This is a genomic window from Bacillus jepli (assembly GCF_047238305.1).
Classification (GTDB): Bacteria; Bacillota; Bacilli; order Bacillales; family Bacillaceae_L; genus Ferdinandcohnia.
In genome coordinates this window covers 1,714,281-1,731,560 of the sequence record NZ_JBDFMO010000001.1, presented here as the reverse complement: position 1 = coordinate 1,731,560, position 17,280 = coordinate 1,714,281, and the positions used below count along the sequence as shown (strand labels likewise).

Genomic DNA, 17,280 nt, shown 5'->3' with positions numbered 1-17,280 from the left:
TGCCAAACAAAAAAGAGCAGGAATCCTTTCCCACCCTAATTATTTCATTTTAATTTTTCCTTACAGAATCCTTTAATCCATTAGTTTTTTTAAAAGATAATTGATTACCTGTGTCGCAATCGGATGTGACCCGTAGTTGTCTATGAGTTTCCATGTTGTTGTTGTTAAAATACCTTTTGCGTTTCTTTGTACTAGTAGTGAACCACCCGCTTGGCCAATCCATCCTTGAAAGTATCCAGACACAATCTGGCTTGTTTCTGTAATATTTTCATTTCCGAACATGTAGACAACACGTCCCATTGTCCCACCTAATTTATTGTAATTGCTGAATGGAATGATATATTCTGGGAATAGATTTTCAAATTCCCAACCCATTTCGTAATTAAGAGGTATTGAATCAAAATAAGCTTTGTCTACATAATTAAAGGATGATGTACGATCCCAACTTTCACCTTGGGCTAGCTGGCGAAAGGTAAATTGCCCCTTCTCAAGAAGACGGTCTCCATCCTCTGCTAAGAACAATACTCTTCCACCTAAACGGTAGTACTCTAGTACATCTTTATCTAAGAATGAAGTAATAACAACCTCTGCATTTTCAAAGCAGTCAGCGATTTTCATTCCATTTGATCCCAAACGTGATACAAACCCTTCAGCCATTTTGTATGGGAATACAGCCTGTTCCGGAGCTTTGTCAACCGGCGAAATCGTTAATTCCTCGTCATTCTTCGCAACAACTATATTATCGATTTGTAAGTTAACTTTGATCGTAACAGCTTCTGAACGATCAAGATGAGGAGTTGTAAAATGAACCACATTCGGTAATTTCACAAAAGACTTTCTACCTTCGTCTATTTCAATCAAACCTGATAGATCGGTATTTGTGATTTCCCACCTAAGGACTCCCTTTAATTCTTTCAAATCATGATTTGAAAGAATTATATCCCAAGATTGTTCGCTTCCGCACCACAGATTTCTTTCTATTCCATCGAGCATAACAACAAGACTGCCATTGAAATCTCCTGCGTGCTCAAAACCTTCCTTCATGTCTCTTGTGTAAGTCAACCAACCATTAGTTTCCCATTCCACATCGGTGAATTCTGTAATCACATATCCATTGATTTCCTGACGTTTCCGCATTTCCTCAATAAGATTCTTTACTGAACGATACATTCTACGTTGGGAATAATGTGATAGATTTTCAAAATCGCCAAATATCCGATCCAGTTTGTATTTATCAAACTTTTCAAATGCGTTTAGAGGTCTTTTAAAATCCTTTTTATGAGTATCATCACCTAGATTTTCAAACCATGATGGCTTACCTTGATAATAATCTATTAATTGTTGGACACTTGGTAGTCCCCATACACCAAATTCCGAAACGATGATCGGTTCTCCATTTGATTCATATCCTTTTACAAAGTTTTTAGTTGGATTTCCAATCAAATAATCATCGATATCTTTTTTCCAATCTTTATCTTGTTCTGGGGTAACAAAATATCTGTGATGGTCATTAATATCCGTTTTCACATGGGTCCATCCAGAATTATCACATATCAAACGTGTTGGGTCTAATAGCTTTATGTCATCAAACATGTTCACAACATATTCTTGTTTCTCCGTATCATTTGCTAAATCCCACTCAAGACCCCATTCTTCATTATATAGTGACCATATGATGATAGAAGGGTGATTAAAGTCTCTCTTAATCATTGCAACTAATTCATTGTAAAAACGATTTCTACTCTGTTCAGACCATTTTACATAGTTAGGCGGTTCTGCCCAGATAAGCATTCCCATTCGATCTGCCCAATATAAATATTGTGGAATTTCCACTTTAATATGTTTACGCAATAGATTGAATCCCATTTCCATGGCAAGCCTGATTTCATTTTGAATCCATTCATCAGAAGGAGCAGTATAAATTGTTTGTGGATAATACGCTTGATCTAAAGCTCCCCTTACAAATAAAGGTTGATTATTTAATAATAGCTGGCCATTGCTATATTCAATTTTTCTCATACCAAAGTATGTTTGATACTCATCTAGTAATCTTCCATCTGTAGAATCGAAAACTTTTACAATCAAATCATACAAATGTGGATTCTCCGGTGACCATAAAACGATATTTGTAAGGCTTATTTTTTCTGAAGCTTTGCCATGAAGAATGCTACCACTTACTTCAGTAACTACATTTTCTCTATCTAAGTGGTTCGTAATGGTATAACTCACCGTTACACTATCTTGATAATCCCCTGCTAAACTTATATTCGCCACAACAGAGCTGTCTTCAATATTAGGAATCATATGGACATTTTTTATATGGCAGTCTGTTCTAGATTCCAAGAATACCCCCTGCCAAATTCCACTCACCCTTGTATACCAACTACCCTGCTTGCCAATCGGAATTTCTGCGTTATCTTGCGGATCATACACTCGTAGAGTTAGAGTGTTTTTTTTATTCGCTTTAATTGATTCTGTTATATCAAACTCAAAAGGTGTAAATCCTCCCTCATGCTCGCCTACATATATATCATTAATCCAAACCCTTGCTTGGAAATCTACTGCTTCAAAGCAAAGGAAGATTTTTTTTTCGTTTTCAATATTGTCTAAATTAAATTCCGTTTCATACCAAGCAGGCCCACAGTAATTCACATATTCTTTTTCTCTTTGCCAAATATGCGGAACTTCAACTTTAATAGCATCTGGTAATCCAGATGTATGCCAACTTTCTATCTCTCCATGATCTTTTGGGTCAATTTGAAAACCCCAAACACCATTTAAGTTTAACTTCTCTCTCATTTTACTTCCCCCATTATTTTATTCCCGTCATTGATATTCCCTTGATGATATGTCGTTGGAACAATAAGAATACTAACAATGCAGGGATACTCGCTAAGACGTTTGAAGCCATTGGTACAGCTAAGTCAGTAGCAAATATACTTTGGAAGGTAGGTATACCTACTGGCAAAGTCATCATTTTTGTCTCCTGTGCTACCAATAATGGCCATAGTAAATTGTTCCATGATTGAACAAAAATAAAAATACTCACTGCTGCCATTGAACTTTTTGAAAGTGGTATAACAATTTTCCACCAAATTGTGAAAATGCCAGCGCCATCAATTTTTGCTGCTTCAAATAATTCAGTAGGAATACCATCAATAAATTGTTTTAGAATTAAAAATGCTAGAGGAAGCATCATACCAGGCCATATAAGCGCCTTATAACTGTTCACCCACCCAAGGTCAACAATCATATTAAATAATGGAACAACAATCGATTCCATCGGTACCATTAGTCCAGCTAGAATTAATACAAAAACAAATTTTTTCCCTTTAAAAGGGATTCTAGATACGGCAAATGCCGCCCATGAACTTAGCAATACAGTTACAGTTGTTTGAACAATTCCTATAAAAACACTATTAAGCGTCCATCTCACCATCATCGCTGATTCTCCGGGTTCAAGAACTTTTTTGAAACTATCTAATGTGTATGGCGGTGCAAAAAGCTCTTTCAACACAGTTACTGTTGACCCAGGGGCTTTAAATGAAGATATTACCATCCACAAAAGAGGAATGGTCATAATGATCGCTAATGAATAACCTAAAAAGTACGCCCAAAACTTTCCCTTAGTTCTTTTTTCTTTCTTTTTCATTACATAAACCTCCTTGCCTCAGGTTCTAATTTTTACCAGACATCAACTTGTACTGTAATAATGAAACCATTGAAATGATTACAAACAATACGAACGATACCGCTGATGCATATCCCATATCCCATTGGCGAAATGCAATATCATAAATGTAATGTACAAGTGGTGTCGTCGATGTACCAGGTCCACCTTTTGTAATGAGGTATGTTTGACCAAAAAGTTTGAAGGAAGCAATCGTTTGAAGGAGAACAACTAAAGTCATGACTCCCCTTAAAGAAGGTAATGTAATATAGCGAAATTTCGCCCAACCACTGGCACCATCAATTTCTGCAGCCTCGTATATGTCATCTGGTATCTCTTGAAGGCCAGCTAAGAATAATACCATATTAAATCCTACCGTCCACCATAGTGTAGCTATGAGGATGGAAAGCCACCCCATCCCCCAACTACCAAACCAAGAAATTTCGTTCGTAAACCCGATTAAACGTAAAGTTTCTGATAATAATCCAGTCCGAGACTGTAAAATAAATACCCAAACACTACCTACAACAGAGACCGAGAGCATATACGGCATGAAATAAGCACTTCTTATTAACGTCGTACCCTTAAGCTTACTATTGACTAACAACGCCATCCCAAGGCCCAAGATGACAATGGTTGGTGTTGAAATTAAAATAAAAAATAGTGTATTGCCTAAAGCGGTCCAGAAGTTCTCATCTGTTAGCATATAGCGATAGTTTGCAAGCCCCGCAAAACTACCCTCTACTCCATAGGAACCTGTCGTCAAACTTAGGAGAAATCCCTTCACAATTGGATAAATCCAGAACCAGAGATACAAAATCATAAAAGGTGCAAGGAATAGTAATGCAGCTATATGATTTTTATAACTGTTCTTTCGATAATCTCCCTTATTCGTTGTAATTGGACTCCTACCACTGGACGCCGTTGCCGCTTGTTTCAATGCTTTCACTCCCTAAAAAATACAAATCTATTAATATATCAATCTATTTATTTACTAATTTCTCTGCGTTTTCTTGCGCCTTTTTCAATCCTTCTTCTATTGTTAAATTACCATAGTTAATTTCTACGAGGGATTGTTGAACAGCTTCATTTACAGCAGTAAGTACTTTAGAATCAGGCATATATTTTACAATTTCCATTATATTCGCATAGTCAGCACGGAATTTAAGTGCTTTATATTCTTCTGTATCTTGTACAGATGGCTTTGAAGGTACGTGACCTGCCTTCGCCCACATCGCACCGTTTTCAGCTAACCAATCTGCAAATTTAACTCCAGCAATTTGCTTTTCTTTATTGTCTTGCTTAGGAATTATTAATGTATGTGAATCGCCCCATGCAGCTGGCTGATCAAAAAGTTGTGGGAATGATACAGCAGCGAAATCAAGTGATTCATTCAATTCAAAGTTACCTGTTGCCCATACTCCAGTGAAAGTAACAGCAGCTTTTTCGGTTTTGAAAATATCGTAGCTATTAACACCGATATCAGCTGGCATTAGATCTTCATTTAACCAAGTTTGCATTAACTCCATCGCTTTTTTACTTTCAGGTGTATCAATAGTAGGTTTCCCATCCTTAAAGTACGTACCACCTTGTTGTTGAACTAAAGCGTACCAAATCCAAAAAGTAAATACATTATTACTTCCAATTACCATTGGTGATACATCGCTTGGAAGTTCAACCTTCAGTGTTTGGAGCATTTTAGTAAAGCCATCTACACCTGGCTCCATTTTAATTGTTCCATCTTCGTTTAATAGACCAGCATCACCGAGGTATTTTTTGTTGTAGTACATAATAACCGCATGTGAATCAAGTGGCACTGCATAATGTTTTCCATCCCGAATTACAGCTTCTACTTGATTTTCCCCATATGTGGACCAATCAAGTCCAGCTTCGGATGCTAGCTCATCAAGCGCTTCTACTTTTCCTGTCGGTAATAGCTCTGAAAAACGAGAAACATGAGCAATTGCAACATCTGGGGCTGAGTTCGAAACAAGAGCAGTTTTTAGTTTTGTATAATAATTTTCCGATTTATTATTCATAAACTGAACTTTAACTTCGTCTTGTGATTCGTTAAATTTTTTAACCATCGCCTCCATAAATTCTCCATCGGACCCACTGAATGGTACCCAATATGTTAATTCAGTAACACCATTACTTTCTTTTTGCTTATCCCCATTCGTACTTCCACTTGAACATCCCGCAAGTATTACCATTAAAGCAATGCTAAGAACCATAAGCCTTTTTAACATTTTCATCCTTTGTTCCCCCTTTAATTTAAACTTCTACAAATGAGCCTAACACAAAAACGCTTACAAAATTTTAGTAAAATATAACTTATTTTTTACTACATAAACATAGTATAGAATACAAAATGCACAGATTATATTGGCATTACAAACAAAATTCTTAAACGTTTTTCCTTTTATTTTTGTGCAATTTGATTAAATCTTTGGAAATATAATGCAATCCTCAGTATTACAGCATCACTAAATTTTCTAGGGTCATAACCAGTGATTTCTAAAACCTTGTCCAGTCTGTAAGTTAGTGTATTCCGATGTATAAATAGTTGCTTTGCTGTTTCACTAATGTTTAAATCATTTTCAAAAAATAAAGTAATTGTATATAACCATTCTTCCGACAATGAATTAATAATACTATCTAAAAATTTCTTTCTTTTCTCGGGTGCAATACTACTTAAAACAATTTCTGTCTCTAGCTGTTGAACCCAAACAATATTTTTATCTGACACTTTTATAGCAGTTTCAATTTCTTTATATGCGTCATAGACTTGGGATAATTTATTTACTGGATGACCTGTACCCACTTGTACAATTTTAAAATAATTATTAAAAAATGAAAAACAACGCTCTAGTATAGTCTCTTTTCTATGAATCTGACTATTTAATACTATGGCAAATGTTTTCGAATCAATAAATCCGGAAACACTATTCATAGTAGGAATAAAGTCAGATAACCCTTCATAAACGTTTTTTGATATGAGGTTTTTGAAATTTCCATAGATTTTAATAACAATTACTTCAAGAGTATCTTCAAGTTCGATACCTAAAAGCTTCAATTTTTGATTGATTTTTGGAAACTGAGGGGACTCGCTTAAAATTTCTTCAAGTAAAAACTCCCTAGTTCTATATTTCCATTCTACTTCATCCAATATGACAATTTGTTGAATCATCAGCTCTGTCATCATTACCACGAGTTCTCCGAATTCTCCTACCTCCTCGGGCGCCCCCGAGATACCGACTACACCAATAACTTCATTTTGGAACTTGATAGGAAGATTTATTCCTGGGAGTGCTCCCTGATAATTTTCAATATCTTGTTTCGCTAAATAAAGCTTTTCCCCAGTCTCTATTACCTTATGCCCACCTTTATGAAAAGTACCTATTCTTGCTCGCTCACCAGAGCTTAAGATAATACCATTCGTATCTATAATATTGATATTTCGTCCTAACCTTTTTATAGTTTGTTGGACGATTTTATCAGCTATTTCCCGAGTCAGCATTTTTCTTCTTCCTCTCAAAAATTAGCACAATTAGAAGTAAAGTGGCGATTTCGACTAACCAATAATAATGCCAGGAAACCAAGGATAACTATATAATTTCTCTTTAACTTTTTCTGGTTTTATCATTTTCACTGAATGTATGGGATAGTCAATGGTCCAAAAGGTAAAACAGCAATTCGTGCATCATTACCATATTTGTTTAATAGTTCACCAATAGTTTCCTCTATATTTACAACAGGTTTAAACATTGCTTCTTTTATTTCTTTATCACTTAAACTAGAGTAAACATACACGTCTGCCCATATTTGTACCATTGCTTGTTTTTGTGCTTGCCATTGATCGAATAGTGAGAATTCTGGTTTATTTACCTTTTCTAGAAGTTCGTGGGGTGTTTTAAACATTTTTAGTATTTTAGCGTAATTTCCATGATCTGGAATACCATCAATACATTCAGAAGCACAGATAATTGCCCCACCTTTTTTTACGATTTTATGAGCAGCACTTATTCCTTTGACAGCTTGATATAGATTTTGATCTAGTGGATAGCCACTATTTGTTGTAACCACTATGTCAAAAGGCTCCATACAAGGAACCATGGCATGTTCCTCCACATATTCGCAACCCTTCCGATGTGCTTCAATTACGTCTCCGGCGAAATAATTTGTAATTTCCTTATCTCCGTTTAATGTAACATTTAACATAAAATCAGGTTTGCACATGGAAACAACCTCAGTGGCTTCCCCTTGAACTGGATTTCCTTCAATGATGCCCCAAGTGCTTTTGGGATGAGCAATCATTTTTGCACTATGAAAATGCATAATCGTATCGATCCCTGCAATTCCTGGCATGATTCCTTTTGGACCACCACTAAATCCTGCAAAAAAATGAGGTTCAATGAATCCTGTAACAATTTTAAAATCACTTTCACAGTACTCTTTATTCAAGTAGACCTCTGCCCCGTATGAACTTCTTCCTAAATAGGTTTGAGTATCTTTATCAAAGGCATTGTTATTGATCACTTTAACAGAATTAACAATATCTTCCCCAAGCATTTGTATTAATTCCTCTTTCGTATTGTCTCTATGGCTCCCAGTTCCATTAATTATAATAAAATTCTCTCTCGGTACATGGGATAATTCCTCTAATAACCAAGGAACGAGTTTGTGATTAGGTGTAGGTCTTGTACTATCACTAATCACGATGGATACTTTTTCAGAAGCCTTAACCATATCTTTAAGCGGAAGTGTACCAATAGGATTTCGCATTGCGAAAAATGCCTTCTCCTTTTCTTTATCGATTTGAGGAATATATCGTGGTTCTATTATTTTAGAATTATCGGGCACATTAATTTCAAGTCCACTTTTACCATAAGCAATTTTTACTTTCATTTGAAATCACCTCATTTAAATAGTTGGTAAACCTTATTTTCAAATAATGAAAATCGGTATTCCCTATTCCCTTTTTCTCTACCTACACCGCTCATAAAACCTAGTTAGAACTATTGGTAAGTAAATTTTTTCTAACCTTCAATAAACGGTATATTTGTTCTGACTGTTTTTTTATTAGGAAAAAGGAATTCTCAATTGCTTGCTCTAAAGATTTTGGACCATCTAAAATTGAAAAGGCAGCAGTTAATCCTCTTTCATGTAACACTTCTAGACCATCCTCAACAGCTCCAGCAATCGCTATTGTTTCAACATTGTATATTTTTGCAAGTGAAGCGAGACTTGAAATAACTTTACCTGATGCTGTTTGATGATCAATTCTCCCTTCTCCCGTTAAAACTAAATCAAATCTTTCTTTCTCAAATAACATATTAAGTTTTAACGACTTTTTGACAATCTCGAAACCCGGCGCCAACTCTGCATTTAATAATGCATACAATCCGGCGGATGTTCCTCCAGCAGCCCCTCCACCCGGGAGGTTATGAACTCTCCTACCATTGTGTAAGTAAACACGTTCTGCAAAATTAGATAAAGAAACATCTAATTTTTGAGCCATTTCAGGCAAAGCTCCCTTTTGTGGACCAAAGATGAAAGATGCACCTTTTGGACCAATTAAAGGGCTGTCAACATCACAAGCAACTTGAAAGCGTGAATTTCTCACCCGTTCATCAACATTTGATTCATCAATGGTGTGAAGTCGATTTAACGCTAGTCCACCCGGCTCAAGTTCCTTACCCAAACTATCGAGAAAGCGAAAACCCAATGCGCGTAATATTCCAGTTCCACCATCATTTGTTGCACTTCCCCCTAGGCAAATAATAAAAGAGCGAATTCCAATTTCTAAAGCATCTAAAATAAGTTGCCCGCTGCCAAAGGTAGAAGCCTTAGCTGGATCTAGTTCATTTTTAGGTAATGTTTGTAAACCAGAAGCTGATGCCAATTCAATAACTGCTGTTTTCGAATCTCCAGTAATACCATATTGTGCATTTACTTTGTTACCAATTGGATTGTAAACCTCTAAATTACGGAAATAACCGTTTGTTGATTCCATCAGGCTATTCACTGTACCTTCACCACCATCTGCAAGTGGAACTATTACTACTTCTGTTTCCGGAGATACTGAATGAATTCCCTCTCTCATCGCCTCAGCAACTTGATTTGCGGTAAGACTTCCTTTAAAAGAATCAGGTGCAATAAGTATTTTCATGTAAACCTCCATGTAATGCATTTTTATTCTATAAAAAAAGTATAGTATACGTTTTTTACAAAAAATATTGGCATAGCTTACAAAGTTTCTCTTTAATCTATCTCTTTTTTTGTGCGATTATTTTAAAAAAATGATAGACTGCATCCTGGATTGGAAGTTTGAATCAAGAAGTGAAAACCAATTCGTTTTTAACAAAAAGGAGCAGATTTCTGCTCCTTTACATTGCTTTTTTACTTATTTTTTCAAATATTGCCCTTCATTATTTTTCAATCGTTTTTTTCACAAGATTGTTTACTATCTGAGTAGCAATCGGGTGTGACCCGTAGTTGTCGATGAGTTTCCAAGTTGTTGTTGTCAAACTACCTTTTGCGTTTCTTTTTACTAGTAAAGATCCACCCGCTTGACCAATCCATCCTTGAAAGTACCCAGACACAATTTTGCTTGTTTCTGTAATATTTTCATTTCCGAACATATAGACAACACGTCCCATTGTCCCACCTAATTTATTGTAATTGCTGAATGGAATGATATATTCTGGGTATAAATCTTCGAATTCCCATCCCATTTCGTAATTGAGTGGTATGTTCTCAAAAAAGGTTTTATCTACATAATTAAAGGATGATGTCCGATTCCAACTTTCCCCTTGGTCTAACTGACGGAAGGTAAACTGACCCTTTTCTAATAAAGAATCTCCTTCCTCTGCCAGGAATAAAACGTTACCACCTGTTCGGTGATAGTCTAAGACATCCTTATCAAGCAATGAAGTAATAACGACCTCAGCATTTTCAAAGCTGTCCGTTACATGCATTCCATTTGTCTGTAACTTTGATTTAAACTTATCGTTCATTTTATAAGGGAGTACAGAAACAGCTGGCCCTTTCTCGACAGGTGAAATCGTAAATTCCTCATTATTTTTCGCTACAGTTTTACCATCCATTTGAAGGCTGACCTTGATGGTAACAAACTCTGACTTTTCCAGTATTGGGGTTGTAAATTGAATCGCATTCGACAACTTAACAAATGACTTTTTACCTTCATCAATTTCAACTGAACCTGAAAGTTCAGTGTCTGATATCTCCCATTTAAGAACGCCTTTTAATTCTGCTAAATCGTGATTAGAAATAATGATGTCCCATGATTGTTCGCTTCCACACCATTGATTTCGTTCGACTCCATCGACCATGACAACAAGGCTTCCATTGAAATCTGCCGCATGTTCAAAGCCGTCCTTCATTTTTCTCGTGTAGTCTAGCCAACCATTAGTTTCCCATTCTACATCGGTGAATTCTGTTATCACATAGCCGTTAATTTGCGGACGTTTTCGCATTTCCTCAATTATGTTTTTTACCGAACGAAACATTCTACGTTGTGAATAGCGTGCTAAATTTTCAAATTCACCAAATATCTGATTTAGTTGATATTTATCGAACTTTTCAAATGCATTTAGTGGCTTTTTAAAATCTTCTCGATGGGTGTCATCACCTAGATTCTCAAACCAAGATGGTTCACCTTGATAATAATCTAGTAATCTTTGAACACTTGGTAATCCCCATACACCAAACTCCGATACAATAATAGGTTCACCATTTGTTTCAAACCCTTTTACAAAGTTCTCTTCTGGTTGTCCGACCATATAATCATCTATATCAGATTTCCATTCCTTATCTTGTTCAGGTGTTACAAAATATCGATGGTAATCGTTAATATCTGTTTTTACATGAATCCATCCAGAATTATCACAAATCAAACGAGTAGGATCTAGTAACTTTATGTCATGATACATATTGACTACATAATCCTGTTTTTTAGGATCGTTGGCTAAATCCCATTCTAAACCCCATTCTTCATTATAAAGGGACCATATGATAATTGATGGATGATTAAAGTCTCTTTCAATCATTGCGACTAATTCATTGTAAAATCGCTTTCTACTCTGTTCAGACCATTTTACATAGTTAGGCGGTTCTGCCCAGATAAGCATTCCCATTCGATCTGCCCAATATAAATATTGTGGAATTTCCACTTTAATATGTTTACGCAATAGATTGAATCCCATTTCCATGGCAAGCCTGATTTCATTTTGAATCCATTCATCAGAAGGAGCAGTATAAAGTGTATGTGGATAATACGCTTGATCTAAAGCTCCCCTTACAAATAAAGGTTGATTATTTAATAGTAGCTGGCCATTCCTATATTCAATTTTTCTCATACCAAAGTATGTTTGATACTCATCTAGTAAACTTCCATCTGTAGAATCGAAAACTTTTACAATCAAATCATACAAATATGGATTTTCTGGTGACCATAAGATAGGGTTTGGTATCCCAATTTTTTCTGATCCTTTAGTCTCAGAAAGTGTTCCACGAAATTCTACAATTTTTGTTTCATGATTTAAATGATTCGTAATTGCATATTCTACTTCTACCGACTCAAAATTTCCCTCAAGCTGAAGAGTTGCTAAAATCGTACTGTCCTTGATATTAGGGATAACATGGACATTTTTCACATGACAATTTGACCGCGAATCTAAAAATACACCTTGCCAAATGCCACTCACCCTTGTATACCAGCTACCCTGCTTACCTATTGGAATTTCAGCATTATCTTCTGGGTCATATACTCTTACAGTTAATCGGTTTACCTGATTTATTTGGAGTGTTTCTGTTATATCAAACTCAAAAGGTGTAAAACCACCTTCATGTTCACCTATATATCTATCATTAATCCAAACCCTTGCTTGGAAATCTACTGCTTCAAAACAAAGGAAGATTTTTTTACTGTTTTCAATATTGTCTAAAGTAAATTCCTTTTCATACCAGGCAGTTCCACAGTAATTCACATATTCTTCTTCTCTTTGCCATATATGAGGTACAACCACATTTATAGCTTCTGATAATCCAGTTGAATACCATAATTCTGTTTCACCCTGGTCCTTCGGGTCGATACGGAATCTCCAATCCCCACTTAAATTAAGTTTCTCTCGCATGATAAAGCCTCCATTATTTTATTCCCGTCATGGATATCCCTTTAATGATATGTCGTTGGAACAATAAGAACACTAACAATGCTGGGATACTCGCTAAGACGTTTGAAGCCATCGGTACAGCTAAGTCGGTCGCAAAAATACTTTGGAAGGTAGGTATACCTACTGGTAAAGTCATCATTTTTGTTTCCTGTGCTACTAATAATGGCCATAATAAATTGTTCCATGATTGAACAAAAATAAAGATACTCACTGCCGCCATCGAACTTTTTGAAAGAGGTACAACAATTTTCCACCAAATTGTGAAAATGCCAGCCCCATCAATTTTAGCTGCTTCAAATAATTCAGTCGGAATACCATCAATAAATTGTTTTAGAATTAAAAATGCTAACGGAAGCATCATACCAGGCCATATAAGCGCCTTATAGCTGTTCACCCACCCAAGGTCAACAATCATATTAAATAATGGAACAACAATTGATTCCATCGGTACCATTAGTCCAGCTAGAATTAATACAAAAACAATTTTTTTCCCTTTAAAAGGGATTCTAGATACGGCATATGCCGCCCATGAACTTAGTAATACAGTTACAGATGTTTGAACAATCCCTATATAAACACTATTAAACGTCCATCTCACCATCATCGCTGATTCTCCGGGTTCTAGGACCTTTTTGAAGCTTTCTAATGTGTATGGTGGAGCAAAAAGCTCTTTCAACACAGTTACTGTTGAACCAGGAGCTTTAAATGATGATATTATCATCCACAAAAGGGGAATGGTCATAATGATCGCTAATGAATAACCTAAAAAGTACGCCCAAAACTTTCCCTTAGTTCTTTTTTCTTTCTTTTTCATCACATATACCTCCTTACCTTAATTTTTGCTTGACATCAGCTTGTACTGTATGACCGAAACCAATGAGATGATTACAAATAATACGAACGATACCGCTGATGCATACCCCATATCCCATTGCCTAAATGCAATATCATAAATGTAATGTACAAGTGGTGTCGTCGATGTACCAGGTCCACCTTTTGTAATGAGGTATGTTTGACCAAAAAGTTTGAAGGAAGCAATCGTTTGAAGGAGAACAACTAAAGTCATGACTCCCCTTAAAGAAGGTAATGTAATATAGCGGAACTTCGCCCAACCACTAGCACCATCAATTTCTGCCGCTTCATATATGTCATCTGGTATCTCTTGAAGGCCGGCTAAGAATAATACCATATTAAACCCTACAGTCCACCATAGTGTAGCTATGAGGATGGATAGCCATCCCATCCCCCAGCTTCCAAACCATGAAATTTCATTTGTAAAACCAATTAAACGTAAAGTTTCTGATAATAATCCAGTTCGAGACTGTAAAATAAATACCCAAACACTACCTACAACAGAGACCGAGAGCATATACGGCATGAAATAAGCACTTCTTAATAACGTCGTACCCTTAAGCTTACTATTTACTAACAACGCCATTCCAAGTCCTAATATGACGATAGTTGGTGTTGAAATTAGTATGAAAAATAGTGTATTACCTAAGGAAGTCCAAAAGTTCTCATCTGTTAACATATAACGGTAATTTTCTAAACCTGCAAAGTTACCCTCTACTCCATAAGAACCCGTTGTCAAACTTAATAGAAATCCCTTTATGATTGGATAAATCCAGAACCATAGATACAAAACCATAAAAGGAGCAAGGAATAGTAATGCAGCGATATAATTCTTTAAACTATTTTTTCTATTTTCCCTTTTATTTGTATCAAACTGACTCCTTCCACTTGTTACTGTGACCGCTTGTTTCAATGCTCTCACTCCTTAAAAATTGCACATCTAAATATAGTTAGTTGCTTACTTATTTACTAGTTTCTCAGCACTCTCTTGAGCTTTTTTTAATCCTTCTTCAACGGTTAAGTTACCATAGTTAATTTGAACAAGAGATTCTTGAACTGCTTCATTAACTGCTGAAATCACATTAGAATCTGGCATATACTTTACAATATCCATAACACCTGCATAGTCAGCTCGGAAATCAAGTGCTTTGTACTCCTCTGTTTCTTGTACTGCTGGCTTTGAAGGTACGTGACCAGCCTTCGCCCACATTGCACCGTTTTCCGCTAACCAATCTGCAAATTTAACAGCCGCAATTTGCTTTTCTTTATTATCTTGCTTAGGAACGATTAATGTATGTGAATCACCCCATGCAGCTGGTTGATCAAATAGTTGTGGGAATGATACAGCAGCGAAGTCAAGTGATTCATTCGATTCAAAGTTACCTGTTGACCATACCCCAGTGAAAGTAACAGCAGCCTTTTCAGTTTTGAAAATATCGTAGCTGTTATCACCGATATCAGCCGGCATTAAACCTTCATCTAACCAAGTTTTCATTAACTCCATTGCCTTTTTACTTTCTGGTGTATCAATCGTTGGTTGACCATCAGCAAAGTAAGTACCCCCTTGTTGATGCACTAAAGCGTACCAAATCCAAAAAGTAAATACGTTATTGCTTCCGATAATCATTGGTGAAACATCACTAGGAAGCTCAGCTTTTAATGTTTTAAGCATTTCTGTGAAACCTTCAACACCTGTTTCCATTTTAATTGTGCCATCTTCATTTAATAGACCAGCGTCACCAAGATATTTTTTGTTGTAATACATAATAACAGCATGTGTATCAAGTGGTACTGCATAATGCTTTCCATCCCGAATTACAGCCTCTACTTGATTTTCCCCATATGTAGACCAATCAAGTCCAGCCTCAGATGCTAGCTCATCAAGCGCTTCAACCTTTCCTGTCGGTAATAGCTCTGAAAAACGAGAAACGTGAGCAACTGCAATATCAGGAGCTGAATTTGAAACAAGAGCAGTTTTTAATTTTGGATAATAATTATCCCAATTGCTATTCATAAATTGAACTTTCACTTCGTCTTGTGATTCGTTATATTTTTTGACCATAGCTTCCATAAATTCACCATCTGAACCGCTGAATGGAACCCAATAAGATAATTCAGTAACACCATTACTTTCTGATTTCTTATCTCCATTTGAGTTTCCACTTGAACACCCAGCCAAAATTACCATTAAAGCGATACTAACAACTAATAGCTTTCTAAACATTTTCATTTCTAGTTCCCCCTTCAATTTGATCTATCTTTTACAAATCGACTCGTCACAAAAACGCTTACAAAATTTCGATTTTGTTTTAAGTTTCCACTCCCTTTCCTGTCCTCAGCTAAAACATAAATTACATCTATACCAAAAAACATTGAATTACAAAAATAATATAACATATTTTATTGTTTTATTTCAATATTTATTGTAATAATATTTTTTGTAATAAAACAATAATTATGACACTAATAAAAAAGCCTGAATCACTTATAAATAATTCAGGCTTTTAACTTGGCTTATTCACTTTTTGTCTTCTCATTTCTATCTAGATACCGTGCATTCATAATAATGCCCTGTCTGTAGTTTCCAAAGTTAGGTCCAAACAAATTTAGACCTCCCATATTAACAGCGTCTTTTTTTACACCAATACGAAATGAGATAAAAGGCTTTTCACTAAGTCTAAGGTCTTCAATTGTGACATCAGACATCTTCATGCCGTCTATGAAACTACCTTCACCGTTAACTTTCCAATGTTTTAACAATCCATATTGTGTAAAGTGTACCAACCACCACATCGGTGTATTAAACCCTCTCTCGCCCCCAAAATCTCCAGGAGATGTCCATGTTCCAATCTCAACTTCATTAATCCACACCGTTATGTCAGATGGCCAATCTAACTTATGATAGGGTGCTTCTGAACACACCTCTGCGCTAAATTCAAGTTCTGAAGCAATCGCACCATACGGAATTCTGTTAGGATATCGATACTCTACATATCCTGATCGAAAATAAAGTAATTGCGCTTCTCTTCTACCTGGTTCATAAAATGACCTCGGATCGTCTTGGATTCCAATATAGTCCTCATTTCCAACTAACCCACAACTAGGTTCAGCCAAACAATCGATGTATTCCCCAACAGGCATATCTATCGTAATTTTATTTTTTTCAACTTCAATATTATCTTGGAAGAGGTCTATTATAATCCTGTCATAATTTTTAGTGCTTATTTTTTGCGTTCCTCTACCAGGTACTAGCTCAGTTATGATCAAATTTGCATCTTCCAGTTTTTTCACATTAACTGCAGTTGTCGAAAAAGGTAGACCCAATTTCTCGGCTATTTCGTTTACATTATATGGACCAGTACTTAATATTTTTAATATATTCATACGCACTTCACTACTTATCACTTTACAGATTTCTACAGCCTGTTCCATGTTTAGTTGCAAATTTTTTATAATAAACACCCCTTTATAACAAGAATTATTGTTATAATAAAATATACCACGAATACATGTTACTTAAAAGTAAATATTAGATTTACCAAATAAAAGAGGAGTAACCTG

12 protein-coding genes are annotated in these 17,280 nt (G+C 35.8%); all 12 read right to left on the bottom strand.

The features are described 5' to 3' along the window. Positions 1-72: 72 nt before the first annotated feature. Positions 73-2,799: a glycoside hydrolase family 2 protein gene (locus ABC371_RS08500; protein ID WP_412896400.1), complete on the bottom strand. Its 2,727-nt coding sequence runs from the start codon at positions 2,797-2,799 to the stop codon at positions 73-75. A gap of 13 nt (positions 2,800-2,812) precedes the next feature. After that, on the bottom strand, positions 2,813-3,652 hold the full coding sequence (locus ABC371_RS08495; protein WP_412896399.1) for a carbohydrate ABC transporter permease: 840 nt from the start codon (positions 3,650-3,652) through the stop codon (positions 2,813-2,815). A 25-nt stretch (positions 3,653-3,677) separates the two neighbouring features. Then, the gene (locus tag ABC371_RS08490; RefSeq protein ID WP_412896398.1) at positions 3,678-4,610 is read right to left on the bottom strand and encodes a carbohydrate ABC transporter permease; all 933 of its coding nucleotides are present in this window, start codon (positions 4,608-4,610) and stop codon (positions 3,678-3,680) included. Between the two features lie 43 nt (positions 4,611-4,653). Next, the gene (locus tag ABC371_RS08485; protein WP_412896397.1) at positions 4,654-5,925 is read right to left on the bottom strand and encodes an ABC transporter substrate-binding protein; all 1,272 of its coding nucleotides are present in this window, start codon (positions 5,923-5,925) and stop codon (positions 4,654-4,656) included. A 167-nt stretch (positions 5,926-6,092) separates the two neighbouring features. After that, the gene (locus ABC371_RS08480; protein ID WP_412896396.1) at positions 6,093-7,190 is read right to left on the bottom strand and encodes a CdaR family transcriptional regulator; all 1,098 of its coding nucleotides are present in this window, start codon (positions 7,188-7,190) and stop codon (positions 6,093-6,095) included. Positions 7,191-7,318: 128 nt separating this feature from the next. Next, positions 7,319-8,578 (bottom strand): nickel-dependent lactate racemase, encoded by a 1,260-nt coding sequence (gene larA / locus ABC371_RS08475; protein ID WP_412896395.1) that lies wholly within the window; start codon positions 8,576-8,578, stop codon positions 7,319-7,321. A 100-nt stretch (positions 8,579-8,678) separates the two neighbouring features. Continuing rightward, positions 8,679-9,842, bottom strand: a complete 1,164-nt coding sequence (locus ABC371_RS08470) for a glycerate kinase (protein ID WP_412896394.1) — start codon at positions 9,840-9,842, stop codon at positions 8,679-8,681. Between the two features lie 259 nt (positions 9,843-10,101). Then, the gene (locus ABC371_RS08465; RefSeq protein ID WP_412896393.1) at positions 10,102-12,828 is read right to left on the bottom strand and encodes a glycoside hydrolase family 2 protein; all 2,727 of its coding nucleotides are present in this window, start codon (positions 12,826-12,828) and stop codon (positions 10,102-10,104) included. A 13-nt stretch (positions 12,829-12,841) separates the two neighbouring features. After that, positions 12,842-13,681: a carbohydrate ABC transporter permease gene (locus ABC371_RS08460; RefSeq protein WP_412896392.1), complete on the bottom strand. Its 840-nt coding sequence runs from the start codon at positions 13,679-13,681 to the stop codon at positions 12,842-12,844. Between the two features lie 18 nt (positions 13,682-13,699). After that, positions 13,700-14,632 carry a carbohydrate ABC transporter permease gene (locus ABC371_RS08455; protein ID WP_412896391.1) on the bottom strand — a complete coding sequence of 311 codons (933 nt, stop codon included), beginning with the start codon at positions 14,630-14,632 and terminating at the stop codon, positions 13,700-13,702. Between the two features lie 45 nt (positions 14,633-14,677). Beyond that, complete coding sequence (locus tag ABC371_RS08450; RefSeq protein WP_412896390.1) at positions 14,678-15,949, bottom strand: ABC transporter substrate-binding protein; 1,272 nt, start codon at positions 15,947-15,949, stop codon at positions 14,678-14,680. Positions 15,950-16,233: 284 nt separating this feature from the next. Beyond that, positions 16,234-17,103, bottom strand: coding sequence for an ArsR/SmtB family transcription factor (locus ABC371_RS08445; RefSeq protein ID WP_488192742.1), 870 nt, complete (start codon positions 17,101-17,103; stop codon positions 16,234-16,236). Between the last annotated feature and the right edge of the window lie 177 nt (positions 17,104-17,280).